The 26,383-nt window shown below is 66.8% G+C and carries 23 protein-coding genes, 1 pseudogene and 1 riboswitch; of the genes and pseudogenes, 3 read left to right on the top strand and 21 right to left on the bottom strand.

Annotation, left to right across the window (positions count from 1 at the left end):
* Positions 1–61 precede the first annotated feature (61 nt).
* The 12 genes from gcvP to T428_RS0114680 all read right to left on the bottom strand — a co-directional run bounded on the left by gcvP (position 62) and on the right by T428_RS0114680 (position 13,238).
* The gene (gene gcvP / locus T428_RS0114735) at positions 62–2,884 is read right to left on the bottom strand and encodes an aminomethyl-transferring glycine dehydrogenase (RefSeq protein WP_025737095.1); all 2,823 of its coding nucleotides are present in this window, start codon (positions 2,882–2,884) and stop codon (positions 62–64) included.
* Positions 2,885–2,917: 33 nt separating this feature from the next.
* A riboswitch (glycine riboswitch) is annotated at positions 2,918–3,041 on the bottom strand.
* A gap of 181 nt (positions 3,042–3,222) precedes the next feature.
* Complete coding sequence (locus tag T428_RS0114730; RefSeq protein WP_025737094.1) at positions 3,223–3,855, bottom strand: MerR family transcriptional regulator; 633 nt, start codon at positions 3,853–3,855, stop codon at positions 3,223–3,225.
* A gap of 251 nt (positions 3,856–4,106) precedes the next feature.
* The gene (locus T428_RS0114725) at positions 4,107–4,601 is read right to left on the bottom strand and encodes a bifunctional nuclease family protein (protein WP_025737093.1); all 495 of its coding nucleotides are present in this window, start codon (positions 4,599–4,601) and stop codon (positions 4,107–4,109) included.
* Positions 4,602–4,659: 58 nt separating this feature from the next.
* Positions 4,660–5,406 (bottom strand): transcriptional regulator FtsR, encoded by a 747-nt coding sequence (ftsR, locus tag T428_RS0114720; protein ID WP_025737092.1) that lies wholly within the window; start codon positions 5,404–5,406, stop codon positions 4,660–4,662.
* Positions 5,406–5,879 carry a glycogen accumulation regulator GarA gene (gene garA, locus T428_RS0114715; RefSeq protein WP_407067594.1) on the bottom strand — a complete coding sequence of 158 codons (474 nt, stop codon included), beginning with the start codon at positions 5,877–5,879 and terminating at the stop codon, positions 5,406–5,408. The genes ftsR and garA overlap by 1 nt, the downstream gene beginning before the upstream one ends.
* A gap of 217 nt (positions 5,880–6,096) precedes the next feature.
* Positions 6,097–6,495 carry a glycine cleavage system protein GcvH gene (gcvH, locus tag T428_RS0114710; protein WP_025737090.1) on the bottom strand — a complete coding sequence of 133 codons (399 nt, stop codon included), beginning with the start codon at positions 6,493–6,495 and terminating at the stop codon, positions 6,097–6,099.
* A gap of 24 nt (positions 6,496–6,519) precedes the next feature.
* Positions 6,520–7,362, bottom strand: coding sequence for a DUF881 domain-containing protein (locus T428_RS0114705; protein WP_025737089.1), 843 nt, complete (start codon positions 7,360–7,362; stop codon positions 6,520–6,522).
* 5 nt (positions 7,363–7,367) lie between these two features.
* Positions 7,368–7,700: a small basic family protein gene (locus tag T428_RS0114700; protein ID WP_025737088.1), complete on the bottom strand. Its 333-nt coding sequence runs from the start codon at positions 7,698–7,700 to the stop codon at positions 7,368–7,370.
* 16 nt (positions 7,701–7,716) lie between these two features.
* Complete coding sequence (locus T428_RS0114695; RefSeq protein ID WP_025737087.1) at positions 7,717–8,640, bottom strand: DUF881 domain-containing protein; 924 nt, start codon at positions 8,638–8,640, stop codon at positions 7,717–7,719.
* Positions 8,633–9,223 (bottom strand): CDP-alcohol phosphatidyltransferase family protein, encoded by a 591-nt coding sequence (locus T428_RS0114690; RefSeq protein ID WP_025737086.1) that lies wholly within the window; start codon positions 9,221–9,223, stop codon positions 8,633–8,635. Before T428_RS0114690 ends, T428_RS0114695 begins: the two co-directional genes overlap by 8 nt.
* 11 nt (positions 9,224–9,234) lie before the next feature.
* The gene (gene secA2, locus T428_RS0114685) at positions 9,235–11,559 is read right to left on the bottom strand and encodes an accessory Sec system translocase SecA2 (RefSeq protein ID WP_025737085.1); all 2,325 of its coding nucleotides are present in this window, start codon (positions 11,557–11,559) and stop codon (positions 9,235–9,237) included.
* 35 nt (positions 11,560–11,594) lie between these two features.
* A complete protein-coding gene (locus T428_RS0114680; RefSeq protein ID WP_025737084.1) occupies positions 11,595–13,238 on the bottom strand; it encodes an acetolactate synthase in 1,644 nt (547 codons plus the stop codon).
* A gap of 95 nt (positions 13,239–13,333) precedes the next feature.
* Here T428_RS0114680 and bacA point away from each other — a divergent pair, with 95 nt between their 5' ends.
* A complete protein-coding gene (bacA, locus tag T428_RS0114675; protein ID WP_025737083.1) occupies positions 13,334–15,253 on the top strand; it encodes a vitamin B12 ABC transporter pemease/ATP-binding protein BacA in 1,920 nt (639 codons plus the stop codon).
* Here bacA and T428_RS0114670 read toward each other — a convergent pair.
* From T428_RS0114670 to T428_RS0114660, 3 genes and pseudogenes are all read right to left on the bottom strand, one after another.
* A complete protein-coding gene (locus T428_RS0114670; protein WP_025737082.1) occupies positions 15,250–16,737 on the bottom strand; it encodes an FAD-binding protein in 1,488 nt (495 codons plus the stop codon). The two genes, bacA and T428_RS0114670, sit on opposite strands and share 4 nt — an antisense overlap.
* Positions 16,734–17,236 (bottom strand): annotated as a pseudogene (locus tag T428_RS28240) (VOC family protein). Before T428_RS28240 ends, T428_RS0114670 begins: the two are co-directional and overlap by 4 nt.
* Positions 17,237–17,349: 113 nt before the next feature.
* Positions 17,350–18,033: a TetR/AcrR family transcriptional regulator gene (locus T428_RS0114660; RefSeq protein WP_211243958.1), complete on the bottom strand. Its 684-nt coding sequence runs from the start codon at positions 18,031–18,033 to the stop codon at positions 17,350–17,352.
* A 121-nt stretch (positions 18,034–18,154) separates the two neighbouring features.
* On the opposite strand from T428_RS0114660, the gene T428_RS0114655 reads away from it, so the two are divergent.
* Positions 18,155–18,607 (top strand): nitroreductase/quinone reductase family protein, encoded by a 453-nt coding sequence (locus T428_RS0114655; RefSeq protein WP_025737080.1) that lies wholly within the window; start codon positions 18,155–18,157, stop codon positions 18,605–18,607.
* On the opposite strand, the gene T428_RS0114650 is transcribed toward T428_RS0114655, so the two are convergent.
* Both T428_RS0114650 and T428_RS0114645 read right to left on the bottom strand, forming a co-directional pair.
* On the bottom strand, positions 18,604–19,284 hold the full coding sequence (locus T428_RS0114650; protein ID WP_036468092.1) for an Rv1815 family serine proteinase: 681 nt from the start codon (positions 19,282–19,284) through the stop codon (positions 18,604–18,606). The two genes, T428_RS0114655 and T428_RS0114650, sit on opposite strands and share 4 nt — an antisense overlap.
* 104 nt (positions 19,285–19,388) lie before the next feature.
* Positions 19,389–20,315, bottom strand: coding sequence for a sterol desaturase family protein (locus T428_RS0114645; RefSeq protein WP_025737078.1), 927 nt, complete (start codon positions 20,313–20,315; stop codon positions 19,389–19,391).
* 64 nt (positions 20,316–20,379) lie between these two features.
* Between T428_RS0114645 and T428_RS0114640 the strand changes: the two genes are divergently transcribed.
* Positions 20,380–21,552, top strand: a complete 1,173-nt coding sequence (locus tag T428_RS0114640; protein WP_025737077.1) for an NAD(P)/FAD-dependent oxidoreductase — start codon at positions 20,380–20,382, stop codon at positions 21,550–21,552.
* 3 nt (positions 21,553–21,555) lie between these two features.
* On the opposite strand, the gene T428_RS0114635 is transcribed toward T428_RS0114640, so the two are convergent.
* From T428_RS0114635 to T428_RS0114620, 4 genes are all read right to left on the bottom strand, one after another.
* Positions 21,556–22,266 (bottom strand): MgtC/SapB family protein, encoded by a 711-nt coding sequence (locus T428_RS0114635; protein WP_025737075.1) that lies wholly within the window; start codon positions 22,264–22,266, stop codon positions 21,556–21,558.
* A gap of 158 nt (positions 22,267–22,424) precedes the next feature.
* Positions 22,425–22,748 (bottom strand): DUF732 domain-containing protein, encoded by a 324-nt coding sequence (locus T428_RS0114630; protein ID WP_025737074.1) that lies wholly within the window; start codon positions 22,746–22,748, stop codon positions 22,425–22,427.
* A 41-nt stretch (positions 22,749–22,789) separates the two neighbouring features.
* Positions 22,790–24,169, bottom strand: a complete 1,380-nt coding sequence (locus tag T428_RS28235) for a PPE family protein (RefSeq protein ID WP_036468090.1) — start codon at positions 24,167–24,169, stop codon at positions 22,790–22,792.
* Positions 24,170–24,242: 73 nt separating this feature from the next.
* The gene (locus T428_RS0114620) at positions 24,243–25,403 is read right to left on the bottom strand and encodes a PPE family protein (RefSeq protein ID WP_025737073.1); all 1,161 of its coding nucleotides are present in this window, start codon (positions 25,401–25,403) and stop codon (positions 24,243–24,245) included.
* Between the last annotated feature and the right edge of the window lie 980 nt (positions 25,404–26,383).

The raw sequence follows: 26,383 nt of genomic DNA, 5'->3' as shown, positions 1-26,383 counted from the left end.
CGAGCTATTTGGCAGGGCGCACCCTGTGGATAACCGCGACCCGCACCAGCCTGCCGGGGCCCTAGTTGTACGCCTCCACCGGCGGACACGAGCACACCAAGTTGCGGTCGCCGTAGGCGCCGTCGATACGACGCACCGGCGGCCAGACCTTGGGCCGATAGCCCGTACCCAACGGGTAGGCGGCTTCCTCGCGCGTGTACGGGTGATCCCAGTCGGCGACCAGCAGGCAATCGGCGGTGTGCGGCGCGCCCCGCAGCGGGTTGTCATCGGCGGGCCACTCCCCCGCCGCGACGCGATCGATCTCCCCGCGGATGGCGATCATGGCCTCGCAGAACGCATCGATCTCGTTGAGGTCCTCGCTCTCGGTGGGCTCCACCATCAGCGTGCCGGCGACCGGGAAGCTCATCGTGGGAGCGTGAAAACCGTAGTCCGCCAATCGTTTTGCCACATCGTCGACGGTCACGCCGGTCGACTTGGTGATGCCGCGCAGATCCAGGATGCATTCGTGGGCCACCATGCCGTTCTCGCCGGTGTAGAGCACCGGGAAGTACTCGTCGAGCCGCCGGGCGATGTAGTTGGCCGAGCCTATCGCGGTCAGCGATGCCGCCCGCAGTCCGTCGCCGCCCATCAGCCGGATGTAGGCCCAGCTGATCGGCAGGATCGAGGCCGATCCGTACGGCGCCGACGACACCGGGTGCCCGTCGGGCAGCTCGGGTGCGTACGGGTGGCCGGGCAGGAACGGCGCCAGATGCGAACGCGCGGCCACCGGGCCCACTCCGGGGCCGCCACCACCGTGCGGGATGCAGAACGTCTTGTGCAGGTTCAAGTGGCTCACGTCGCCGCCGAACTTGCCCGGGCGGGCCAGACCCACCAGTGCGTTGAGGTTGGCGCCGTCAACGTACACCTGACCGCCGGCGTCGTGCACGGCCGCGCAGATCTCGGCGATGTCGTGTTCGTACACCCCGTGCGTGGACGGGTAGGTGATCATCAGTGCCGACAATCGGTCGGCGTGCTCGCCGAGCTTGGCGCGCAGATCGTCGAGGTTGACGTCGCCGTTGTCATGGCAGGCCACCACGACCACCCGCATCCCGGCCAGGGCGGCCGACGCCGCGTTGGTGCCGTGTGCGCTGGACGGAATCAGGCAGATGTCGCGGTGCGGTTCGCCGCGGCTGGCGTGATACTCGTGGATCGCCAGCAGCCCCGCGTACTCGCCTTGAGACCCGGCGTTCGGTTGCAGCGACACCGCGTCGTAGCCGGTGATGTGCACCAGCCAGCTCTCCAGATCGCCGATCAGCCGGCGTATCCCCGGCGTGTCCACCGCCGGGGCGAACGGGTGCAGCCGGGAGAACTCCGGCCAGGTGATCGACTCCATCTCGGCGGCGGCGTTGAGTTTCATCGTGCACGAGCCGAGCGGAATCATGCTGCGGTCCAAGGTGATGTCCTTGTCCGCCAGGGTGCGCAGGTAGCGCATCATCGCCGTTTCGGTGTGGTACTGCGTGAAGGCGGGGTGGGTGAGGAATTCCGATGTGCGCGTGGCGATATCGACGCCGGAAGGATCGGCGGGCGACACCCCGAACGCCTCCAGGACCAAAGCGACGTGGACGTCGGTGGTGACCTCGTCGCAGGACACCGACACATGGTCGGCATCGACGCGCCAGAGGTTGACGCCCCGGGCCTTGGCCTTGGCCAGCACTTCGTCCGCGCGTCCCGGCACTCGTGCCAGCACGGTGTCGAAGTACGCCTCGTGCACCACCGCCCCGCCCAGCGCCGCGGCGATGGATTGGGCACGGCGGTGTACCCGGCGTGCGATCTCGGTCAACCCGTCGGCGCCGTGATAGCTGGCGTACATCGCGGCCATCACGGCCAACAGCACCTGCGCGGTGCAGATGTTGCTGGTTGCCCTGTCGCGGCGGATGTGCTGTTCGCGGGTCTGCAACGCCAGGCGGTAGGCCGGCGAGCCGTCGCTGTCGACCGAGACGCCGACCAGCCGGCCCGGCAGCTGACGGGCCTGCGCGGCGTGCACCGCCAGATACCCGGCATGCGGACCGCCGAATCCCATTGGCACACCGAATCTTTGAGTGGTGCCGAACGCGACGTCGGCACCGATCTCGCCCGGCGGGGTGATCAACGTACACGCCAGCAGGTCGGCGCCGATCGCGACCAGCGCGCCCCGCTCGTGGGTCTGGGCGATCAGCGCGGACCAATCCGTGATCCGGCCGCTGGCACCCGGCAGTTGCGTGATGACGCCGAAGAACTCGCCGTCCGGTAGGCCGTCGCGCAGATCGGCGGTGACGATCTCGATGCCCAGCGGCCGGGCACGGGTGGCCAGGATGGCCGCGGTCTGGGCGAACACGTCGGTGTCGACCGCCAGCCGGCTGGCCGCACTCCGCGCGCCCCGGTGCATCAGCGTCATGGCCTCGGCGGCCGCGGTGCCCTCGTCGAGCATCGACGCGTTGGCTATCTCCAGCCCGGTCAGATCGGTGACCATGGTCTGGAAGTTCAGCAGCGCTTCCAGCCGGCCCTGACTGATCTCCGGCTGGTACGGCGTGTACGCCGTGTACCAGGCGGGGTTCTCCATGATGTTGCGCAGCAACACCGGTGGGGTGAATGTGTCGTAGTAGCCCTGCCCGATCATCGACACCGACACCGTGTTGGTGTCGGCCAGTGCCCGCAGTTCCGCGATCGCCTCGGCCTCGCTGGCGGCCGGCGGCAGAGCGCTCAGGCCCGGCGCGGCGCCGTCGGAGAGTTTGTCCAGGATGCCGGCCGGGACGGCCTTGGCGGCCAGCTCGTCGAGCGAGCCGACACCGATCACGTCGAGCATGGCATCGATGGCCTGGCCGTCCGGTCCGATATGGCGGGCTGCGAACGTAGATTGATCGGACACGGGCACTCCTGACATCGGTAGAGGGACTATCGACCCTCTCCCTCTGTCCTTACCCGGTCACGGGCGCCTGAGAGATTCGGCGCGTAGTCCCCCCAGGCGCCTTTCCCCATCGGCGGGTGTGGCGCATAGCGCCGCACCGCTTTCCAGAGGCATCGTTACCTTGACGCGGTCCGGGTGCCTGAGAGGTTGACGGAGAGGTGCTGCTCCTTCGGCGTCCATGGCTGGCTGCCACAGAACTCTCCCGCGCGGGCGTGATGCAACGGTTAGTTTACCCGTGAGTGAAGCCCGGTACACGAAATAGCCCAACAATGCGTGTCGGGCCGTCGAACAGTGGTTTACTAACCGATTTTGCGATCCCGATGCTTGCGCCGCGAGGCCAGCTCGTCCTCGGGCGCCGCGATCGACTCGCCGCCATCAGCCCGCTCACCTGGGAAGTCGGCGATCACACCGGTCAGCTCCCGCATGGCGCCCGACACCGCGATGCCGAACACGCCCTGACCGCCCCGCAACAGGTCGACGACCTCTTCGGCCGAGGTGCACTCGTACACCGTGGTCCCGTCCGAGAACAGGGTGATGTTGGCCAGATCCTCGACGCCGCGCTGACGCAGATGGTCGACCGCGACGCGGATGTTGTGCAGCGAAATGCCGGTGTCCAGCAGCCGCTTGACGATCTTGAGAACCAGGATGTCCTTGAACGAGTACAGCCGCTGGCTGCCGGATCCGGCCGCGCTGCGAATCGACGGCACGACCAGCGACGTGCGTGCCCAGTAGTCCAGCTGCCGGTAGGTGATTCCGGCGATCTGGCAGGCGCTCGGCCCGCGGTAGCCGACGAGTTCGTCGGGCACCGAATCGTCAGGAAACAGGCCGGGCTGCACGGGTCCGCTGGCAACGGTGACACTTGGTTCACCGTGGGATGCGGCATCCGCCTGGTCAGCAAGGTCCAGCTGTTCTTGACGTGGCTGGTCGCTCACAGTGGTTCCTCTCGCCGATTCGCGCTCTAGTCACTAGCTGCGTCCACTGGCTGCCTTTACAGCCGCGTTGGCCAAGTCCCGAGTGCTAGAAAGCTTACGCTGTCCAGTCGCTGCCGTGCCTTAACTTGTCCTGAAAGTATGGCCGCCGTAAGGGCAACAGGCGCGCTATCCGTCAGGCGTGTCGAAATCACGATGTCAGATGAGACGGATCCGTAATGTCGCGGTCCAGGTCAACGTCCCGATCGGCGGACTCAGGTTGCCTTGAAGTCGTCGGGCGACACGCTGTCGAGAAATTCCTTGAACTTCTCCACCTCGTCCTCCCGAACAGCGGTGTTGGACTCGTCGTCGCCCTCGTCGGGGATCAGCAGACCCGCCTGGGCCAAAACGGCCTCTTCGACGTAGATCGGCACACCGACCCGAAGCGCGATCGCCACCGAGTCCGACGGGCGAGCCGACACCGTGATGTTGCGGTCGAAGACGAGGTCGGCATAGAACGTGCCTTCCTGCAGATCGACGATGCGCACTTCTTTGAGCGAATGCCCAAGTGCTGCAATGAGATCGCGAATCAGATCATGAGTCAGCGGGCGGGGTGGCTCGACACCTTGCTGTTCGAGGGCAATGGCGGCGGCTTCGGACTGTCCGATCCAAATCGGCAGGTAACGGTCTCCGTTGGCCTCGCGCAGCAGCAGCACCGGCTGGTTCTGCGGCTGCTCGACGCGAATGCCGACAACACGAACTTCACCCATTTGTGTCTGCCCTCCGCACCTGCCGCCGACGTTCAAGCAATGACTGAAAGTCTAGTCCTCAGCGTCGCAGAACGTCGCGAACGGCGGACTTGATAAGCGATGTGTGCAAAGTAATTGCGAGCGCGGCAACCTCACGTGCCAGGTCGTCGGCGCGATCGCGAGCGCCGGCCTTGTCGGCCTTGACCAACGGCCCCGCGATCTGGGCGATCAGATCGGACTGCCGGTCGGCGGCCGAGCGGAACGCGCGCAGATGGCGCGGCTCGACGCCGTACTCGGACAGCGCTCGCGCGCATTGCAAGATCACGACGGCGTGCTCGTCGAAGAAGCCGCCCGGGCCGGTGGTGATCACCCCGGCCTTGAGCAGCGCGGTCAGCAGGTCCTCGTCGACGCCCGCGCGTTCCAGCAGGTCTTCGCGACTCAACCGGACGCAGGTAGGCGCCACCGCGGCCGCGGCAGATCCGGTCTCGGGTGCGGCATCGCCATCGGCCACCGAGACCAAACGCCGTACACCATAAGGTGATCCGAACGGCGGCAGCTCGCCGTCGGGCTGCGCATCCAGCTGCGCCCGGATCACCTTCAGCGGTAGGTAATGATCTCGCTGCGCGGTAAGGATGAAGCGCAGTCGCGCGCAGTCGTAAGCGGTGAATCTGCGGTATCCCGACGCTGCGCGCTGCGGCGTCACCAGTCCTTCAGCCTCCAAGAACCGAATCTTGGAGATCGTGACATCGGGGAAATCCGGCCTCAACAGGTCCAGAACCGCCCCAATCGACATCCCGGCCAGGGCCGGGCTATCGGGTGCGCTCACTAGCCTCCGGATCCTCCGTCGTCGTCACCTTTGGGTCCCGTCAGGAACACCAAGCGGAACTTTCCGATCTGTACTTCGTCACCGTTGGCCAGCACCGCCGAGTCCACCGGCTCGCGGTTGACGTAAGTTCCGTTGAGGCTACCCACATCCACCACGTGGAACTCGTTGTTTTCCAACCTGAATTCGGCGTGGCGGCGGCTGACCGTGACGTCGTCGAGGAATATGTCGCTGTCGGGGTGCCGCCCGGCCGAGGTGATGGCCTGGTCGAGGAGGAAGCGCGATCCCGCGTTGGGCCCCCGTTTGACGACGAGCAAGGCCGAGCCCGCCGGAAGTCCTTCGACGCCGGACACCGTGCTCTCGGCGCCCGACTGCGCGGGTGCGTCCAGTTCGTTGAGGAAGTCGGCGCGGAAGACCGAAGTCGTCTCCACGGTGACTTCGTCAGAAGTCTGGTCGTCCTGTCTTCCTGAGTCCATATCCGTCACGCGCTGCTCCTCACTGGCCGCTGTGGCGTTGTCTGGCCGGGCCGCTGGGCCGGCTTCCCACTGGGTGTCTGAACCCTGTATTGCCGATTACTTTCCTACTAACGCTGTTGTGTTGACCGTACCGCGCGGTGGTTCCGATTGCGCTAGCCACCGGCAGGACTGAACACCGATCGGTTTGACGACCCCCTGGCAGGGACATTAGCAATCGTCACTCGGTGAGCGTGCCGCGGTAGGCCTCGGCGTCGAGCAGGTCAGACACGGCTGAGGCCAGCTCCGCGCCGTCCGGCACCTGGATGTCGACCAGCCAGCCGGCCCCGTAGGGATCGGAGTTGACCAGCTGCGGGCTGCCCTCCAGATCGCCGTTGACGGCGGTCACCGTGCCGGACAGCGGTGCGTACAAGTCGGATACGGATTTCGTCGATTCCACTTCGCCGAACGACTCGCCCGCGGTCACCTCGGTGCCGACGTCGGGCAGCTGGACGAAGACGACGTCGCCCAGTGCCGATTGCGCGAAGTCGGTGATTCCGACCCGCACGGTGTCGTCACCGCTGATGCGAACCCACTCGTGTTCGGCGGTGTAGTGCAGATCGGGCGGGATATCGCTCACGGCAATCCTGTTCTGTTCGGTGTCTCACTTGACGGGCTGAGCGTATTGGTGCGGTTTTGGTTGTCGCAAGGTGGTCACGTCGACGCGGTCGCTCTGCTGCACGGACATCTTGCCGCCGACCCGTTTGATGCTGTCCTCGGCGCCACCGGGAATGTTCATCGCCGCGGCCAGCGTGGGCGGATCGCCAATCGCCAGAATCGAATACGGCGGCGAGAGCGCCTTGGTGTCGACGGTCAGCGCACCCGGCGTGCCGACGACCCAGGTGTCGACACCGACGCGCACCGACTGGTGTCCGCCGTCGACCTCGATCGCTTCGGCTCCGGCGGCGCGCAACTCATTGATCACGTCGAGCATGACCTCCGGTGACACGCCCGGACCAGGGTCGTCGATGGTGACGCTGACGCCGGGCCCGGTCGCGCCCACCGCGCCGACCAGGATGGACAGCGCGGCCAGCCGGGCCTGCGCGCTTTGGATCGCGGCCTGGTCATTGTTGCCGGACGCCTGCAACGCATTCAGCGTGTTCTGCAATTCGTTGACCTCACCGTTGAGCGTGCCCTCGCGCTGTCGCAACGAATCCAGCAGCACCAGCAGATCCGCGGGCCGCGCCGTGTCAAGCGAGTCGCCCGACCGGGTCTGGCGGACCTGGGTGACGATGGCGATGCCCAGAACCAGGCAGAGCAGGACGGCCAGCGTCCCGAACATCAACCGGGATCGACCGCTGCGCAGCATCGCCGACAACCCGGTACGGCCCACCGCTCCGATCTCGGGACGTGGGCTGTGCGCAGGCAATTCGTGGCGACCGCGCTGCGCGACCTCGTCGGCCGCGGGACTTTCGTCGCCCGCGCCGTCCGGCAGGTCCTGGCTCATTGCCCTCACGCCCCGAACAGCCGCCGTCGCAGCGCGGCGGCATTGCCGAAGATCCGGATACCCAATACGACGATGATCGCCGTCGACAACTGGGTGCCGACACCCAACTGGTCGCCGACATAGACGATCAGCGCCGCCACAAAGACGTTGAACACGAACGAGACCACGAACACCTTCGGGTCGAAAATCCGCTCGAGGTAGGCGCGCAGCCCGCCGAAGACCGCGTCGAGCGCGGCGACCACCGCGATGGGCAGGTACGGCTGCACGACCTCGGGCACGGCGGGATGGAACACCAAACCCAGCACGATGCCGACCACCAGCGCCGCGATACCTATCATGCGCGATCTTTTCTCACTAGGGCCCAATCTGCTTGGCGAACTTGACTTCTCGGACCGAACCGGCCGGCAGCGAAAGACCGTCGGAGACGTTCACCGCGATGCCGACCCCGTAAGAGACTTCCAGCAGCCTCAGACGCTGCAGTCCGGGGCTGTTCTCGAAGGCGTCGCGCATCCCGTTCGGCGGCCCGACCGCCAGGATCGTGTAGGGGCTGGCGGTCGGGTTGTTGTCGACCAGGATCGCTCCCCCGGCCTGGCGGATCGTCACGTTCGGCCCGATCCGAACGCCACCGACCGAAATCGCCTCGGCGCCGCTGGCCCACAACGAGTTGACCACGAGCTGCAGATCGCGATCGAGGATGATTTGCCGGCTTCCGTTCACCCGTTGCTTGGACACATCGGAAAGATTGGGGCTGGCACCGGGATCGGTCACTTTCACGGTCAGGCCGGGGCCGATGATCGCTGTGCTGGCCGCGGCCAGGCCGAGGCCGTCCAGGCGGCTCAGCAGCCGCTGGCCCTCGGCGTCGTCGGCCAGGGCGATGCGCTGAACGTCGTCGACCTTGTTCGCCAGCATGCTGCGCTGCTGAGCCAGTTTAACGTCGGCTTCTTCCGTCGACCGCACGCTTCGCGCCAGCAGCTGCTGAGCGCTGCGCACGCCGGGCTCGACCGACCGGGCCTGCGCGACCGCGGCGGCGAAGACGGTGGCGACCAGCATGGCCGCCAGGGCCTGCCAGAGCCAGCCGAACACCCGCGTCTTCGTGCCCTGCGCACTGACCTCGGCGGCGCGCCACTGCGCGGCCGCGGCGTAGCCCGGGTCCAGATGCTCGGACAGCAACGCCCGCAGCAGCGACGGCACCGGGATGAGCGTCGGTTGCGCGGCGGCGTGCGCGCTGCACCCCGCATTGGGGTCGTAGCCGCCGAGCAGGCGATCCGGTTCAGCCATGCTCACCGACCTTGGGCATCCGGCGCATCACCAAGACCATCTGCACCGCGTACAGGACGAACGACCACAGGTAGGCGTACATGCCCCAGATCAGAAAGCCCCAACCGCAAGCGCCGATCACCCGGCTCCACAACGCGTCCCACGTCCCCAGCAAAACGAGTGGGAAGCCGGACATCAAGGCGAACGTCGCGGCCTTGCCGACGTAACTCACCGGCAGCGCCGACAGTCCGCGACTGCGCAGCAGCGGCAGCGCGGCGGCCAGCAGCACGTCGCGCGTCAGCAGGGTGATGACGAACCACCACGGCACGATCCCGCTCAGCGCCAGCACCACAGGCACGGTCACCATGTAGAGCCGATCGACCGCGGGGTCCAGCAGCACGCCCAGCCGCGACGATTGGTTCAGCGTGCGGGCGATCTTGCCGTCGGCCCAATCGGAGGCCCCGCTGAAGACCAGGATCGCCACCGCGAGCGCGTTGGCGTGCGCGAACATCAGCACGTAGATGAAGACGGGGATGAGCGCCAGGCGCAGGGCGCTCAGCAGATTGGGCACTGTCAGCACCCGGTCGGGTGGAACCGGCTCCATGAGCCGTGACCTTAGCGGAATACGCCGGGCAGGCTCAGGGTCGACAAGGTGTCGTCGGACAACGGGTTGTCGTTGACCATGTAGGTCCACGTCGACGTCGGGCGTGCCAGCTTCGACAGATCCAGGCCGGGCTCCTCGTCGAGGACGTTGGCCGTCTCGAACGTCTGCTGAGCCGCCTCGATCGCGTCGGCGGCCAGCGACGCGAACGCGTCGACCGCCATCCGGTGAAATTCGTCCAGCGGGTTTTGCCGCCCCAGCGCGCGCAGGTGGATGCTCTCGCGGATGTCGGCCAGGTACGCCAGATGATCGGCCCAGCCGCGGTCCAGGTGATACAGCATGATCTGCCGGCAGATCGTCTCGAGGCGTTCCTCCGAAATCTCCTCGGCCAGCTCCTCGTAGCGCTTCGGCGCCAGCCCGGCCAGCTCTTCGCGCGCGGTCGCGGTGCGCAGCAACGTGTTTCGGCGGTCCACGATGATGGCGCGCTGCTGGGCGATCAGCTGGTTGTAGCGCCAAGTGTTGGCGTGCACGTCCAGCAGCCGGCCCTCGGCGACGCGCTGCGCGTGATCGAGCAGCGCGGTGGTCTTCGGGCTGACGATCCTGCCGTCCTCGTCGGTCTGCTGCGGCAACTTGTTGTGGTCCAGGTTGGCCGCGATGACGTCGTCCTCCCAGCTGGAGAAGAACACCGACGAGCCCGGGTCGCCCTGACGGCCGGCGCGGCCGCGCAACTGGTTGTCCAGCCGCTCGGTGTGATGCCGGCCGGTGCCGACCACGTGCAGCCCGCCGAGTTCGGCGACCCGGTCATGGTCGCCCTCGTCGGACCCGCCCAGCCGGATATCGGTTCCGCGCCCTGCCATTTGGGTGGACACCGTGACCACGCCGTACTTGCCGGCCTCGGCGATCACCTGGGCTTCCTCGGCGTCGTTTTTGGCGTTCAGCACGACCGCGTTCACGCCGCGACGCACCAGCCGCTCGTGCAGCTCCTCGGATTCGGCCACGTCGCGGGTGCCGACCAGCACCGGCTGTCCGGTCTCGTGCACCTCGACGATGTGCTCGACGATCGCATCGTTCTTGGCCGCGGCCGTGATGTAGACACGGTCGGACTCGTCTTCGCGAATGTTGGGAGTATTCGGCGGGATTGGTGACACCCCGAGCTTGTAGAACTGGCGCAGCTGCTCGCCGGCCGCCAGCGCGGTGCCGGTCATTCCGCATACCGTCGCGTAACGGTTGATCAGCGCCTGCACCGTGATGGTGTCGAGCACCTCACCGGTCTCGGTGGTCTCGATGCCTTCCTTCGCCTCGACGGCGGCCTGCAGACCGTCCGGCCAGCGCTGCAGTTGGGCGATGCGGCCGCGGGAGGCGTTGATCAGGTGCACGGCGTCGTCGCGGACGATGTAGTGCACGTCGCGCTGCAACAGCACGTGGGCGTGCAGCGCGACGTTCACCTCGGTCAGCGTGGTGGCGACGTGCTCCTCGGAGTACAGGTCGATGCCGCCGAGCGCCTTCTCGACCTTGCGCGCGCCGACGTCGGTCAGGTGGACGTTGCGGCTGTCGGAGTCGGTGTCGAAGTCCGTCTCGGGGTCGAGCTCGCCCACCAGTTTGATGATCTCCAGCCGCGGCGTCTCCCGGTGGGTGGTGCCGGCCAGCACCAGCGGCACCAGCGCCTCGTCGACCAGCACGGAATCGGCCTCATCGATAAGGGCCACATCGGGATTCGGCGACACCAGGTCGTCGACGTCGGTGACCAGCTGATCCCGCAACACGTCGAACCCGATCTCGTTGACCGAAGCGTAGGTGACGTCGCAGCCGTAGGCCGCGTGGCGTTCCTCGCTGGTCGACTCCGCGGTGATCCAGCCGACGGTCAGGCCCATGGCCTCGATCAGCGCGCCCATCCATTCCGCGTCGCGGCGGGCCAGGTAGTCGTTGATGGTCACCACGTGGACGTGCCGGCCGGCGATCGCGTAGCCGGCGGCCGCGATCGCGCCGGCCAGGGTCTTGCCCTCGCCGGTCGCCATTTCGATCACGTCGCCGGCGAGCATCCGCAGCGCGCCCAACAGCTGAACGTCGAACGGCCGCAACCCCGTTGACCGCTCCGCGGCTTCCCGGGCGATCGCCAAAAACTGCGAGATGTCCTCGGAATCCGCGAGAGCGTCGAGGTTGAGCAACCCGGCCGCCTTGCGCAGCTGCTCGTCGGAGAGGCCGGCGGCCTTCTCGTCGTACTCCGACGAGTCGCTGACTTGCGAGAGGGAGCGCGAACGGTTCTTTTCGGTGCTTGCGCCCAGCAGTTTCCAGAATTTGCTGCTCAGGCGGCCAGGTTGGGTGCGGGTGGTCTTTGGCACAGGTCAACGGTACGCGGCGAGCTGCGCCGGACCGATCAGGCCAGGTTCGATCGGCGCGGATAGGCGATGCTCGGGTCGGTCAGCACGTTGACCACCGCGGGCAGGCCGCTGGCGAACGAGCGCTGAAGCGCGGGACGCAGCTCGACGGGCGCCGACACCAGCTTGCCGTGCCCGCCCAGGGCGCGCACCACCTCGTCGTAGCGGGTGCCCGGACGCAGCTCCGCCACCACGGAGTAGCCGTAGATCGCCTCCATCGGATGCTTTTCCAGGCCCCAGATCCCGTTGTTGCCGATCACCGACACGACCGGCACCTGATGGCGCACCAGGGTGTCCCATTCCATACCGCTGAACCCGAATGAGCCGTCGCCCTGCAACAGCACGACCTGACGTTCCGGGTGGGCCAGCTTGGCGGCCAGGGCATAGCCGGGGCCCGAGCCCAGGCAGCCGAACGGGCCGCTGTCCAGCCAGCAGCCCGGCTGGTAGCTGTCGATCACCCGGCCGGCGTAGGAACCGAAGTCGCCGGCGTCGATGACCACGATGGCGTCGCGGTCCAGCAGCGGCGCCAGCTCGGCATACACCCGCATCGGGTGCAGCGGGATCCGTTCGTCCGCCAGGTCCGCGGTTTCTTGATCGCGGGCGCTGGTCTCGGCGGTCCGCAGCGCATCGATCCAGTCGTCATGGTCGGTGCCGCCCGGCCCGGACAGCGCCGACAGGATGCCCGTCAGGTCGCCATACAGGCCCGCGGCGACCGGGCGGGGGTGCTCCCGCTCGGGTTCGGCCCGATCCGCCACGACCAGCCGAGTTTCGGCACCGAACACCTTGCCGAAGCCGAGCCGGAAATCCATCGGCACCCCCACGACGAGGGCCACATCCGCCTCGCCCAGCGCCGTGGCCCGCGCCCGCGAGAACGCCAGCGGGTGATCGGCGGGCACCACGCCGCGGGCCATCCCGTTCATCAGCACCGGGATCCGCCGCTCCTCGGCCAGCCGCAGCAGCGCGGCCTCGGCGTGTCCCCACCACACGTTGGTGCCGGCCATGATCACCGGCCGCCGAGCGTCGGCCAGCAGGCCGGCCGCGCGGTCCAGGGCGTCGCCGTCGGGCGCCGGAGTCGGTGCGGCGGCGGTGAGCGCGCCGGGACGGCCGTCGTCCTCGGCCACCGCGAACGCGTGGTCCATCGGGAAGTCGACGAACCCCACCCCCGACGGCGCGCCGACCGCGGCCCGCAGCGCCTCGTCGACCAGCCGGCCCGCGTCCTCGGGCGACTGCGCGGTGGCCGCGAAGCGGGCCAGCGGGGCCACGAACGGCACGTGGTCGACCTCCTGCAGTGATCCCATGCCCCAGCGCTGTGCGGGCGCCCGCCCGCCGAGCACCACCAGGGGCGACTGGTTCTGCTGCGCGGCGGCCATCGCGCTCATTCCGTTGGTGACGCCGGGGCCGGCCGTCAGGGCCGCCACGCCCGGCACCCGGGTCACCTTCGACCAGCCCTCGGCGGCGAACGCCGCGGTCTGCTCGTGGCGGGTGTCGACGAGTCGAATGCCCTCCTCGCGGCAGCCGTCGTAGAGGGAGAACAGGTGGCCGCCAGACAGCGTGAAAACGGTGTGGACACCGCTGGCTCGCAGGCGCCGGGCGATGAGTCGGCCGGCGTGGACGATCTGACTGGACGGAGCGTCGATGCTCATCCTCGCAGCCTATCGGCCGGTCTCGGGTACCTTCGCGGGGAAGCATTCGCCACGAGGCTTAAGCAAAATGCCTCGATAGCAAGGAGACGTCGAAGTTGGGTCCCACGCTATTCAAGCCATCCATCGACTGGTCGTCGGCACTGGTCGACTCGCTGCAGTGGCTCGCCATAGCCTGGGCGATCGGCGCGGTGTCCCTGATCGTCGTGCTGGCCGCATTCCGGTTCTTCACGCCCTGGGGCCGGCAGTTCTGGCGGATCACCCGCGGATATTTCGTCGGCCCGGCCAGCGTCAAGGTCTGGCTGCTACTCGGGGTGCTGTTGCTTTCGGTGTTGCTGTCGGTCCGCCTGAGCGTGCTGCTCAGTTACCAGGGCAACGACCTGTACACGTCGGTGCAGATCGCGGTCCAGGGCACGGCCGCCGGCGATGACGCCGTCAAACAATCTGGCATCCACGGCTTTTGGATGTCGATTGCGATTTTCTGCGGGCTGGCCGCACTCTACGTCATCCGATTCATGCTCGACATCTACATCACCCAGCGGTTCATCATCTCCTGGCGCATCTGGTTGACCGCGCACCTCACCAACGACTGGTTGGCCGGCAAGGCCTACTACCGGGATCTGTTCATCGACCACACGATTGACAACCCCGACCAGCGTATCCAGCAGGACATCGACATCTTCACCGCCAATGCCGGTGGCACCCCGAACAACCCGTCCAACGGCACCGGGAGCACGCTGTTGTTCGGGGCCGTCAACGCGGTCGCTTCGGTGATCTCGTTCGCCGCCATCCTGTGGAACCTGTCCGGGGACCTGACCCTGTTCGGCGTCACGTTGCCGCGGGCCATGTTCTGGACCGTGCTGGTCTACGTGCTGATCGCGACGGTTGTCGCGATTTGGCTTGGGCGCCCGCTGATTTGGCTCAGCTTCAACAACGAGAAGCTCAACGCCGCCTTCCGTTATGCGTTGGTGCGGCTGCGCGACGCCGCGGAAGCGGTCGGCTTCTATCGCGGTGAGCGGGTCGAGCGGGCGCAGCTGTGGCGGCGCTTCACGCCGATCATCGACAACTATCGCAGGTTCGTCCGCCGGACCATCATCTTCAACGGCTGGAACTGGTCGGTGTCGCAGGCGATCGTCCCGCTGCCGTGGATCATCCAGGCGCCGCGGCTGTTCGCCGGCAAGATCAACTTCGGCGATGTCGGCCAGACCGCAACGGCTTTCGGCAATATCCACGACTCGCTGTCGTTCTTCCGGAACAACTACGACGCGTTCGCCTCGTTCCGGGCGGTGATCATCCGGTTGCACGGATTGGTCGACGCCAACGCCCAGGGCCGCGGGCTGCCCGCGGTGCTGGTCAAGCCGAGCCAGGACAAGGCGGTCGAGCTGGCCGGCATCGAGGTCCGCACGCCGGCCGGAGACCAGCTGATCGACTCGCTCGACGTCGAGCTCGACACCGGCGACACGCTGGTGATCACCGGGCGTTCGGGCGCGGGCAAGACCACACTGCTGCGCAGCCTCGCCGAACTGTGGCCGTATGCCTCGGGAACGCTGTGCCGCCCCGACGGCGACAACGCGACGATGTTCCTGTCGCAGTTGCCGTATGTGCCGCTGGGCAGTCTGCGCGGTGTGGTGTGCTACCCGAATTCACCGGACGACATCACCACGGCCGAACTGCACGACGTGCTGACCAAGGTGGCGCTGGCCCCGCTGATCAGTCGACTGGACGAAGAGCACGACTGGGCCAAGGTGCTCTCGCCGGGTGAGCAGCAGCGCGTGGCCTTCGCCCGGATCTTGCTCACCAAGCCGCGGGCGGTGTTCCTCGACGAGTCCACCTCCGCGCTCGACGAGGGGCTCGAGTTCGCGCTATATCAGCTGCTGCGCAACGAACTTCCCGAGTGCGTCGTGGTCAGTGTCAGCCACCGCCACACCGTCGAGCAGCATCACGAACAAGAGCTGCAGTTGCTTGGCGGCGGTCGCTGGCAGCTTGGGCCGGTCGGCCAGCAGCCCGCGACCGTCTAGCGTCGGCCGGCCGCGTGCGTTCCGGCGCGGCGGCCGAAGAACGAGCCCTCCCCCAGCTGCGTGCCGCTGGCGCAGCCCTTGCCGTCCTGGGCGATGTTGGACGCGCACGCCGCGACGGCGTACAGGCCGGGCACCGCCGTGCCGTCTTCGCGCAGCACCTCCCCGTCCACCGAGGTGGCCAGCCCGCCCATGGTGAATCCCGAGTACATGGCCTGACCCAGCGACAGATCGAACACCGCCCAGGGCCCATTGTCTTGTGGCGCAAGGTATTCCGGCTGTTTGTGGAAATCGGGGTCCTCGCCCTTGGCCGCGAATTCGTTGTAGCGGTCCAGGGTGGCCGCGAGGTTGCCGCTGGGAATTCCCAGCGCGTCCTCCATCTCGGCGATGGTCTCGTAGCCATCGAGGAATTTGATCAGCGGCATCTCAGGCATCTCGGTGTGTGCCTCGTCGACGATCAGGTAGGCCGTCTGGTCGGGTTGCTCGAGCACGAATGCCGACGTGCGCGAATGGTAGGAGTCCTCGGTGACGAACCGCTTGCCGTCCTTGTTGACGATCACACCGGTCAGCAGCACCGCCGGCGGATACGCCGCCGCGGTGATGAACAAATCGTTCATGTTCTTGGCGACTCCGCCCGCCGAGACGCCCATCCGGATGCCCAGGCCGTCGTCGTTGGGGTTGCCCAGGATGTAGGGCGCCACCATGCCGTGGTGCTTGGTTTTGCGCTCCTGGGCCAGTGCGGGGGTGTACTCGGCGACCATCTCCGGGTTCATCGCGAAACCGCCGGCGGCAATGATGACCGACTTTGCCTTGACCGCACCTGTTTCGGTGAAATGCTTCCAGACGACGCCCACCACGGCGCCGTCGTCGTCGAGGACGAGGTTGGTCGCCCCTGTCTCGTAACGGACCTGCACTCCCAGGTCGGCGGCCCGCTTGACCAGCAGGTCGATCACCATCGCGGCGCCGCCCAACTCGCCGGGCACCGGCACGGAATGGCCGCGCGGTGCGGGCTTGGCCTGCTCGCAAAACGGCCAGACCTTTTTGTTGCCGGTATAGCTCAGGCCCTCGGTACCCGGCGGGACGACCACCTTGCCCGGGTAATAGCTGCGCTCGAACTGGAAACCCAGATCCTCCAGCCAGTTGAAATGCTCGACGCTGCCGTCGGAGTACGCCCGAATCTTCTCGTGGTCGGGTTCGCGCGACACCGCGACCAGGTACTTGTACATCTCCTCGGCGGAGTCGTCTTGCCCGGTGGCCTGCTGCACCGCGGTGCCGCCGCCCAGGTAGAAGTGACCGCCGGCCATCGACGAGGTGCCGCCCGCCGCGGCGGCGCGTTCGAGGACCAGCGCCCGCGCGCCGGCGGCCGCCGCGCTCACCGCCGCGCAGCCCCCGCCGATGCCGAAACCGATCACGAGCACGTCGACGTCGTCCGACCAGGACGTCACCGTGTTCGCGTTGACGGTTGCTGGTATTTCGGTGCCGCTCACCTTTGCTCCTGTTTGATGTAGTCGTAAAACGCCCGCATCTCGGGCGAGATGTACGCGATCTCCAAAAACGGCACCCCCGCGTGTGGTGCTGACAGGTAAGCGAATTGGATGCCGCCGGGCATCATGCCCTGCTGCACCACCTTGGCCCCGTGATCGGCGGCGTCGGCCAGCGCGGCCTCGAACCGTTCGGGACTTTCGGCCTCCGTACAGATGTGGCGCAAGCCCGGCCCCCGGAATCGCGAAGAAATTCACTATAGACGTTCTCCCCGCGGACCGGTTGGATGAGCTCGAGCTGCATGTCCCCGAGATAGCTCAACGAGATGTGGGCGACAAAGTCAGCCGGTTTGCCACGGTAGCTACAGCTGTCGGGAGCAAAGTGCACGTCGGGTATCCGAACCCACTTCCGGGCACCTAATAGGCCGGTGAGAGCCGTTTCGGTGGCATCCAGATTCTGGGTCACCCAGGTGATCTGTGTCGGGGATCGAACGTCAAGCGTCATCAATTGGCAGGATAGCCCAGCGCGTCGGCGCCCAGAAAGGGCCAGAAGTTCTTTGCCGTGATCCGGCGCTCGGTGTCGGGAATCGCTGGGTGAACACGTTCTAATTCGCACGGTCAATGCTGAGCGAGCATGTCCACCAGTAGCCTGAGCTGGGTGTTGAAGACGGCCTCGGGATCGGTCAGGGTGTCGGCGCCGTACTGACCGAACACCTCGAGGTTGATGGCGCCGAGCACCCCGGCCCAGAACAAAAAGCATTTGGCGATGACGGCGTCGTCGCCGGGAAAGCCGAACTCGTGCCGGATCCGGGCGAAGTCCGACGACATCGGTTGCGGGACAACGGTATCGGTCAGGCGGATGTCCCCAGTGGTGATCCCGGCGGCGATCGCGTCGAAGAGGGCGCCCACGACGCGGGTGCCGACCCCGACGGTGCGTTCCGCGGGGGCGTGATATCCGGGGACGGGGCTCCCGTACAGCAGGGCCCACTGGGCGGGATGTTCGACGGCCCAGCGCCGCGTCGCCCGGGCGATGGCGACGACGTCGTCGCTCCAGAGTTCGCCCATGGTGTCGCGGGCCCGGTCCACCGTGTCCGCCAGGTCCGAATAAGCGTCGATCAGCAGCAGGGTGAGCAGTTCGTCGCGGCTGGACACGTACCGGTACACCGCCGAGGAGACCATGCGCAGGTCGCGGGCGATCGCTCGCAACGACAGCCCGGCCGCGCCGCGGTCGGCCAGGTGGCGGCGGCCCAGCTCGACGATGCGCGCCTCGATCTGTTCCCGCGACTCCTGGCGTTTGCCCACGTCGCCAGTCTGACACAAACGAGAACACCGCTCTTGCTTTCCGGTGAGCGTTGTGCCATTGTGACCAAGGATGAGAGCACTGCTCTCGTTCATGGTCGCCCGCCGGACGAGAGGATTCGCGATGTCCACGCGCTACCAGGAACCCAACCGGGCCGCTCGTGCCGGCAATGTCGTCATCCGCTGGCTGCCCGACCTGGGGATCAGCATCGCCGGGACCCGCTCATTGCGCGTCCGTGGCCGCAAGACGGGAAAGCAGCGCGCCGTGGTCGTCAACCTGTTGACCATCGACGGCGTCGCCTACCTGGTCTCCCCGCGGGGCAACACCCAGTGCGCCCGCAACGTCAGGGCCGCGGGCGTCGTCGAAGTGGGACCGCGCTGGCGGCGGCGACGGCTGCAGGCCGTCGAGGTCGACGACGCCGCCAAACCCGCGCTGTTGAAGCGCTACCTGGACAGGTGGTACTGGCAGGTCAAGGGTTATGTGGCCGGGTTGACGCCGGAGTCCAGCGATGACGAGCTCCGGGCCGGCGCCCCGTCGATACCGGTGTTCGTGCTCAGGCCGGGTGACCAGCGTTAGCCGCCGTTGACCTGCCCGGCCATGTCCTGGTGGACCTGTTCGGAGGTGGACCGCCACGACACCGCCGCGGGAAAGTCGCCCCACATGCTGTTGAAGATCCCGACGATCTGTCCGGGGCCCGCGGCCGGCGCCAGATACACCGGGCCGCCCGAATCGCCCGGATGGCTCTGCACACCGTGGGACATGGTGAACCAGCCGTTGTTCACCGCCTCGACGGTGCCGCAGGTTTCGCCGGTGGAGACGCCGAAGTGGCAGACCGCCTGCCCGGGCTGCACCGCGACGTTCGGGCTCGAGACCAGCGGCCGTCCGCCCGGCAGGATGTTGTTCAGCGGGATATTGGGATCCAGCGCGATCACCTCGTAGTCGCTGATCGCCTGGTCGACCGCGACCGTCGAGCCGCTGGGCGTGTCGTCCCGGAAGGTCGCGAGATGGCCGATGGGGTTGCGGTTCTTGTCCGTGACGATGTTGCCGGTGCTGCGGCAATGCCCGGCGGTGTATGCGACGCGCGCGGCCTGATCGACGTAGCCCAGCGTGCACAGCCGGTTGTCCTGCAGGATCTCCATGCCCGGGGACACCACCACGGGGTCGGCGTGGGCCTTCGCGGGCGGCAATCCGGGCATGCAGGCCAGTGCGGCGATTGCGGCGGCCAGTACGCGAAGTGCCATGCGATACACCATGGACGGACTCCGTTCCGTCAAGGTCGGCGCGTGCTCCGACCACAAGTTGAGATTACATCGTTACTGTTTCGTCATCGGCCTTTTCGCGCCAGCCGGAGCCGGCGTTACAGCGACGAGGCCAGCCGAACGGAGTCGTCGGCGGGTGCGGTTGGGAGCGGAGTCCAGCCCGGCGGCCCGAAGAGGTAGCCCAGCCGGCTCGCCGCGCGCCAGTCGCGCGCGATCGCGACGTATTCGCGGGTCTGCAGGTTCCAGATATTGAAGGTGTCCACCTGCTTGGTCAGGCCGTAATGCGGGCGGAACAGCTCGGCCTGGAAACTGCCGAACAGGCGGTCCCAGATGATGAAGATGCCGCCGTAGTTCTTGTCGAGGTACACCTTGTCCATGCCGTGGTGCACCCGGTGATGTGACGGCGTGTTGAAGACGAATTCGATCGGTCGCGGGAGCTTGCCGATGCGCTCGGTGTGCACCCAGTACTGGTAGATCAAGTTCACCGAGAAGGCGAAGAACACCATCCAGGGTGGAATCCCCAACAGCGGCAACGGAATCCACATCAGGATCTCGCCGCTGTTGTTCCACTTCTGGCGGAGTGCGGTCGCGAAGTTGAAGTACTGGCTGGAGTGGTGAGCCTGGTGGGTGGCCCAGATCAGTCGCACCCGGTGCGCCATGCGGTGATAGGCGTAGTAGTGCAGGTCGACGCCGACGATCGCGATGACCCAGGTGTACCACTGGTCTACCCGCAGTCGCCATGGTGCGACGTAGGCATAGATCGCGGCATACCCGAACAGGGCCAGGGTCTTCCACCCGGCCGTGGTGGCGATCGACACCAGCCCCATCGAGATGCTGGCCCACGAATCGCGGGTCAGATACGCACCCGAGGCCGGCCTGGGATCCTCGGCGGCCTCGAGGTACTCGAGTTTGCGGGCGGCGGTCCACTCGAGAATCAGCAGTAGCAGGAAAAACGGGATCGCGAACAGCGCCGGGTCCCGCATCTGCGGAGGTAAGGCGGCTAAGAACCCCGTGATGGCACCCACCCGGATAGATTACGACGGCCGGCCTCCGATGCCGGTCGACCCCGACCGATGAGGTGGTGAACCGGTGACTGCTGTGCTGGTGGTCGGCTCCGGATTCGCGGGTTTATGGGCAGCGCTGGGCGCTGCGCGGCGGCTCGACGAGCTCGCCGTGCGAACCGTCGACCTGACCGTGTTGAGCGCTACGCCGTTTCACGACATCCGGGTGCGCAACCACGAGGCCGATTTGAGCCCGTGCCGGATTTCGCTCGCCGAACTCCTCGACCCTGTCGGTGTGGCCCACGCCGTGGCCGAGGTCACTGCGATCGACGCGGGTGCGCGCACGGTGACCACCTCCGCCGGTGTGACCTACGGCTACGATCGGCTGGTGCTGGCATCGGGCAGCCGGGTGCTCAAGCCCGCCGTGCCGGGGCTGCGGGAATTCGGGTTCGACGTCGACACCTACGACGGCGCTGTGGCGCTGCAGCGGCTTGCCGAGGATCCCCCCACACCCGCGGCGGCGACGGTCGTCGTGGTCGGCGCCGGGCTGACCGGCACCGAGACAGCCTGCGAACTGCCGAATCGGTTGCGCGCGTTGTTCTCTGGCCGTCCCCGGGTGATTCTCGTCGACCGCAATCCACTGGTCGGTTCCGATATGAGAGCCTCGGCCCGGCCGGTGATCGAGAAAGCGCTGTCGGACAACGGGATTGAGACCAGGACGGGCGTCCACGTCGCCGCGGTCAGTCGCAGCGGCGTGTCGCTGTCGTCGGGTGAAGAATTAGACGCGGCCACCGTGGTGTGGTGTGCCGGGACGCGGGCCAGTACGCTCACCGAACAGCTGGATGTCGACCGCGACCGTGCGGGCCGGGTGTTCGTCGATGACTACCTGCGGGTGCTCGGCGTCGAGTCGGTTTTCGCGGCCGGCGACGTGGCGGCGGCGCGCATGGACGACGAGCACCTGTCGGTGATGTCGTGTCAGCATGGCCGGCCGATGGGCCGCTATGCGGGCTACAACGTCATCAGCGACCTGTGTGGCGAACCGCTGTTGCCCCTTCGAATACCTTGGTATGTAATCGTTCTCGATCTTGGTCCGACCGGTGCCGTCTACACCGAAGGGTGGGATCGCGTGGTGGTCTCCACCGGCGCGGCAGCCAAAGCCACCAAGCAGACCATCAATTCCCGCCGCATCTACCCTCCGCTGACCGGTGTTCGCGCCGACCTGCTGGCTGCGGCCGCGCCACAGCTGCAGGCCCGCCCGTAGCCGTCAGTCGGACTGCGCTTGGTCACCGGCATACCACTGCACCGCGCGAACCCCGGGTTGCAGCGACAGCTCCGCCACCAACCGCTCCAGCTTGGCCGGCGTATGGCCATCCACGAGAAGGTGTGCGGTCAAGGTGATTTCGTCGTCGTCGCCCTGCCCGGTGTGGATGCCGCGCAGCGTCAGGTCATTGCTGCTGGCGTGCTGGACCAATTGGGCGCGGGCGTACTTCTCGGATTTCGGGCGACAGACCGCTTGCACCAGAAAGGGTTGCCGGCCCTCGTCTTCCTCGGCGTCGTTGTCGTGGTCGATCACCCGGCCCAGCGGGCGGCCCACCACGTGGATGGTGATGACGACGAGGGTGGCGATCAGGGTGAAAATCAGGTTCCCGGAGGCGGCCAGAACGCCGATCGCGGCGGAGCACCACAGCGTGGCGGCGGTGTTGAGGCCCCGGACATTGACTCCCTCGCGCAGGATCACCCCACCGCCGAGGAACCCGATACCGGATACCACGTAGGACGCGACCCGGGTCGGGCTGCTGTCCGGGGTGGCGACCGCGTACAGCACGAACAAGGTCGCGCCGGCGGCGACCAGTGCGTTCGTCCGCAATCCCGCCCGGCGCGCCCGCCATTGCCGTTCGACACCGATCAGGGCGCCGCAACCGACCCCGACGCCCAGCCGGAGCGCGAAATCGGCGACGCTCAACGTCTGCGTCATAGCGGACTCCTTCCCCGGCGGCACCCACCACCTCTCGCCGCTCTGGGCCAGCCAACCACGCTCAGGTGAACACTAGATGGACCTCGGCCACATCGGTTCCCCGATGGCCATTTCCGCGCAACCCTCGCCGCGGGGTGTCGACCTGCGGCGCGTGTCGATCAGGCTATCGAAAGTTGGTGCGGGCAATAGAATTTCGCCGAGATCATCGCGAAGACCGAGGCCTGTTCCATGTCCATTCCGGGGTTGCGGCTTTTCACGTCGTGGAGCAGCTCCAAGTTGTCCTCGCCGTTGTTCAGGCACGAGCACACCGCCCGACCCGCCCCGACGGCAGCACTCTCGCTCGAAAAGCTGAACCCGGCCTGGCGCAGCGCGGCAATGAAACCCGCGTCGTCGCCGTCCGGTTCCGGAACGGGATCGGCATAGGCCGGTGCCGCCAACGCGATCGCGGCGGCAACACCAACTGCGGTCAGTAGCCGTTTCATAACCCTTGTCCCCTAACCTGATTGCGCTTCCTCGGATGGGATCACCCTGGACTACCCTTTTTCCGATGCACCGCGTGGATGCCGGGTTTCTTGGCCAGCTGCTCGAGCAGCGCGTCGAGACCTTCCTGATCGACGTCGTGGTGCTGCACCGTTTCGGGCTTCTCAGAAATCTGCGCGAACAGACGTTTCAGGTGCTCCGGTGATTTCTTGTCCTGGAGATCCTTGTGTGGCGTCATGCAGTTGCGAATCCCGGCACCAACGACCGTGGGCCCGCCGGCGCCCATGGCACTGCCCAGCATCCCGGCCATCCCCATCGAGCTGAACAGGCTGCCCTCGCCGAGCGCGGCCGCGGGAATGGCCTCGGGCCCGGCGGCCGTCAAGGCGGCGGCCACCGTGCTGATCGCCGGGGTGGCCGAGGCCCAGCTGGGCGGAACCGTCAACGATCCGACCAAGGTGCCCCGCGCAAATCCCGCGGTGGGAGTGATCGCGTCAAACAGCGTGCCCCGGGTGAAGCCCAACGCGCCCAGGCCGGCGCCCAGCGCGTCCTTGGGGAGTGCGCCGTAGGCAACCGGGGGCGCGAACTTGAGCCATTGCGACACCGGGAAGTTGATCAACAGTCCGATGTCGTTGAACTGTATGGTCAGCCCGATCGGCACCTTCACCGCGTTGTACATGGCGGTGTAGAAATTGGCCCCGCCGGGGATGGTGTTCAGCAGATTCGTCCAGAACTTCTGGTAGGCCGTGGCGATGTCGGCAAGCCCCGCCAGCGGGCCGGTGGCACCGGTCGCCGTGGCGGCCAAGTTGGTTGTCCCCGCCAGGTTCGATACCGCCGTCCCGGCGGTGTTGCCGGCGGACTGGGTGAGCGCGGCAGCCTGCAGCTGAGGACCCTCGTCATTGGTGGTCTTCGGTGCCGGACTGAATTCCTGCAGATTGTTGGAGGCCGTCGCCGAGGACGCGAAGTAGGTGTCCATCGCCTCGCCGTCCTGGGCCCACATCTCGCCATATTGGGCCTCGGTGGCCGCGATCGCAGCGGTGTTCTGACTGAATATGTTGGTCGCCACCAGCTGTGCCAGCAGTTCCCGGTTGGCAGCGATGAGCGGCGGCGGCACATGCGCGGCGAACGCCGTTTCGTATGCGGCGTCGGCTTGCGTCGCCTGGGCCGCGGTTTGAGCGGCCTGGGCGGCGGTTTGCTGCATCCAGGCCACGTAGGGAGCGGCCGCGGCCGCCATGGCGAGCGACGACGGACCCGCCCAGGGGCCGGTGGTCAGATTGGTGATGACCGACGAGTACGAAGTCGCGATGGCCTGCAATTCGGTGGCCAGGTTCTCCCAGGCCGTCGCGGCCGTCACCAGCGACTCCGCACCCGGACCGGCGTACATCCGGCCCGAATTGAACTCCGGCGGAAAGGCTCCGTAGAACATGTCGTTTCCCCTTACCTGGTGGCGAGCGCTTGGCGAGACGGTGCTGGGTTGCTGTGCGTCGTGTTCATCGCGGTCAGTCCTCCAGTGCCGGTATGACGATGATGGTGGCCGCGGCGGCGACGGCTCGTCCGGCCAGGCTGGACAAGGCCATCTGGCCGAACACGCCTTCCTCCCCGACCATCGCGGCGGGGGCGGCGGCCGCCAGGTTGGCCGGCAACGCCTGGGCCAGCGTCCTGATCGCCGGCGCGGCCTCGGTCCAGCCCTGCGGCACCGACATGCTCCCGACCAGGGCCGCCCGGCCCATCGACCCGGTGACCGGGCCGCCCGCGACCGAGGAGTTCAACATCGGGTGGATGCCGGCGGCGACGCCCCGTGTCAACGGCTCCAGCGCACCCTTGATCAACTTCGGCCCGGACAGATAGGCCGCGGCGCTCTGCCCGTTTTGGCCCCACGCGTACGCCTGGCCGAACGACAGGAACGGGCCACCCGGGATGGTCGTCCACGACTGGGGCGAGTACACCCCGGTGATGGCGGACCAGATCGTGTTCCAGTTGGTCACGGCGGGCGGCACCGTCAGTCCCGTCGACGGGTCGGCCGCGGCGGTGGTGTTCGTCGATGCCAGTTGGGAGAGCTGTAGCGCGGAATTGGTGCCCGACGTGGTGCTCGATTGGGCCACCGCGGCCGCTTGCATCCCCGAGCCGGCGTCGTTGGTGGTCCGCGGTGGCTCGGTAAACGGTTGCAGCTGCGACGCCGTTGCCGACGAGCCCGCATACCCGTACATCGCCGCGGCGTCCTGCGCCCACATCTCCATGTATTGGGCTTCGGTGGCGGCGATCGCCGGCGTGTTCTGGCCCAAGATGTTGGTGGCGATCAACGACGCCAGCAGAGCGTGGTTGGCCGCGATGACGGGTGGCGGCACCGTCGCCGCAAAGGCTGCCTCGTAGGCACCCGCGGCGAGCTTGGCCTGCATGCCCGCCTGCTCGGCCTGGGCCCTCGTCGCGCTCATCCACTGCAGATACGGCGCGGCGGCTGCGGCCATCGCGATCGAGGACGGCCCGGTCCACGGCCCGGCGGAGAGGCTTTGAATCGTCGGGCCATACAGCACCGCTGTGAAATACAGCTCGGCAGCTAACTCGTCCCAGGCCGCGGCGGCGGCGAGCAGCGGCCACGCTCCCGCACCGACGTACATTCGGCCGGAGTTGATCTCCGGTGGTAACGCCCCGAAGTCCAACATTTTTACCTCCGCTCCCTCATTTGGCCGTCATGGTAGGCGCGGTTTCGAAGCCCTCGCCGCAAACTTGGCGCAGCTCTAATGAAATGCATCGAATCCGCGCTGATTTACACGTGTTGAACGACACCAGCTTGCCCGTTCCCGTTTAGGAATATCGTCAGGTCCACCCCCGGTCCTCAGCGAGGCTTACGGCCTCGATATTGCGATCATTATCGCCCGAATTTATTCGTGGCGCGTTCCCGCCGGGTAATCGGAGTGTAAAAAAGAAATGTCATTGGCGTAAGTGTTGATGTGAGAACTTAAATGTGACACAGCTAACAGCGGATAGGCTAAAGCACCAGTACAAGCGGCATTAGAGTAGCATACAGCGACAGGCCAGCAGCGCCTGGAATATTCGAAATCCACGAAATACACGACCGATCTGCGCGTCCCAGATGGCCTTGAATATTGTTACGTGCTATTGCCTCCGGCTTGATTCCTAGGCCGCTGGATTTCGGTGTTATCGCATCGAATTAATTTGAAGCTCAAAAGCACCGAAATGGCACACGTGTCCCTTGAAAATTGCGGATGATCTCGGGCCTTTCTCACTCTGGTGTCCTGCTGCAAGCAAAAGGACGATCGGTGTCTGCCAAATTATCGTCGATTAACTGGAATTCGTGCCGGCCGACATTCGCGGGGCGATAAATCTTCTGGACACCAAGGCCCGGCCCGGCCTGGAACCGTCTGGTGCGGCAGGGGCCCGGCAGGGGCCCAAAAGTCCGGCGCCACAAGCACATCGCCCGCGCCGGGGACCGGCATGCCGCGGCCGTCGCCGGTGCCGAATGGAAAGACAATGGTCATATCTAGCTCCCCTATATTTCACCCAAGGTAAACATGAGGAGCTCCTACCAGGCTTATCGATTTCTGCGGGGTTGCTGTGAGGCACGAGCGAACGCCGTCGGGGTTGCTCGCGTGGCTCAGTCGGCCGCCGACCGGTGCTCGCT

This window comes from Mycobacterium genavense ATCC 51234, assembly GCF_000526915.1.
Classification (GTDB): domain Bacteria; phylum Actinomycetota; class Actinomycetes; order Mycobacteriales; family Mycobacteriaceae; genus Mycobacterium; species Mycobacterium genavense.
This window is presented reverse-complemented; position numbering and strand designations above follow the sequence as displayed.

What these genes read in the sequence shown, in the direction of transcription:
- T428_RS0114620 (WP_025737073.1), bottom strand. Translation starts at nt 25,403, where the DNA reads ATGTTGGACTTCGGGGCGTTACCACCGGAGATCAACTCCGGCCGAATG.
- T428_RS0114695 (WP_025737087.1), bottom strand. Translation starts at nt 8,640, where the DNA reads ATGGCTGAACCGGATCGCCTGCTCGGCGGCTACGACCCCAATGCGGGG.
- T428_RS28235 (WP_036468090.1), bottom strand. Translation starts at nt 24,169, where the DNA reads ATGTTCTACGGAGCCTTTCCGCCGGAGTTCAATTCGGGCCGGATGTAC.
- T428_RS0114630 (WP_025737074.1), bottom strand. Translation starts at nt 22,748, where the DNA reads ATGAAACGGCTACTGACCGCAGTTGGTGTTGCCGCCGCGATCGCGTTG.
- T428_RS0114635 (WP_025737075.1), bottom strand. Translation starts at nt 22,266, where the DNA reads ATGACGCAGACGTTGAGCGTCGCCGATTTCGCGCTCCGGCTGGGCGTC.
- T428_RS0114655 (WP_025737080.1), top strand. Translation starts at nt 18,155, where the DNA reads ATGTCCACGCGCTACCAGGAACCCAACCGGGCCGCTCGTGCCGGCAAT.
- T428_RS0114705 (WP_025737089.1), bottom strand. Translation starts at nt 7,362, where the DNA reads ATGAGCCAGGACCTGCCGGACGGCGCGGGCGACGAAAGTCCCGCGGCC.
- T428_RS0114700 (WP_025737088.1), bottom strand. Translation starts at nt 7,700, where the DNA reads ATGATAGGTATCGCGGCGCTGGTGGTCGGCATCGTGCTGGGTTTGGTG.
- T428_RS0114725 (WP_025737093.1), bottom strand. Translation starts at nt 4,601, where the DNA reads ATGGGTGAAGTTCGTGTTGTCGGCATTCGCGTCGAGCAGCCGCAGAAC.
- T428_RS0114650 (WP_036468092.1), bottom strand. Translation starts at nt 19,284, where the DNA reads ATGGTGTATCGCATGGCACTTCGCGTACTGGCCGCCGCAATCGCCGCA.
- garA (WP_407067594.1), bottom strand. Translation starts at nt 5,879, where the DNA reads ATGGACTCAGGAAGACAGGACGACCAGACTTCTGACGAAGTCACCGTG.
- T428_RS0114690 (WP_025737086.1), bottom strand. Translation starts at nt 9,223, where the DNA reads ATGGAGCCGGTTCCACCCGACCGGGTGCTGACAGTGCCCAATCTGCTG.
- T428_RS0114680 (WP_025737084.1), bottom strand. Translation starts at nt 13,238, where the DNA reads ATGAGCATCGACGCTCCGTCCAGTCAGATCGTCCACGCCGGCCGACTC.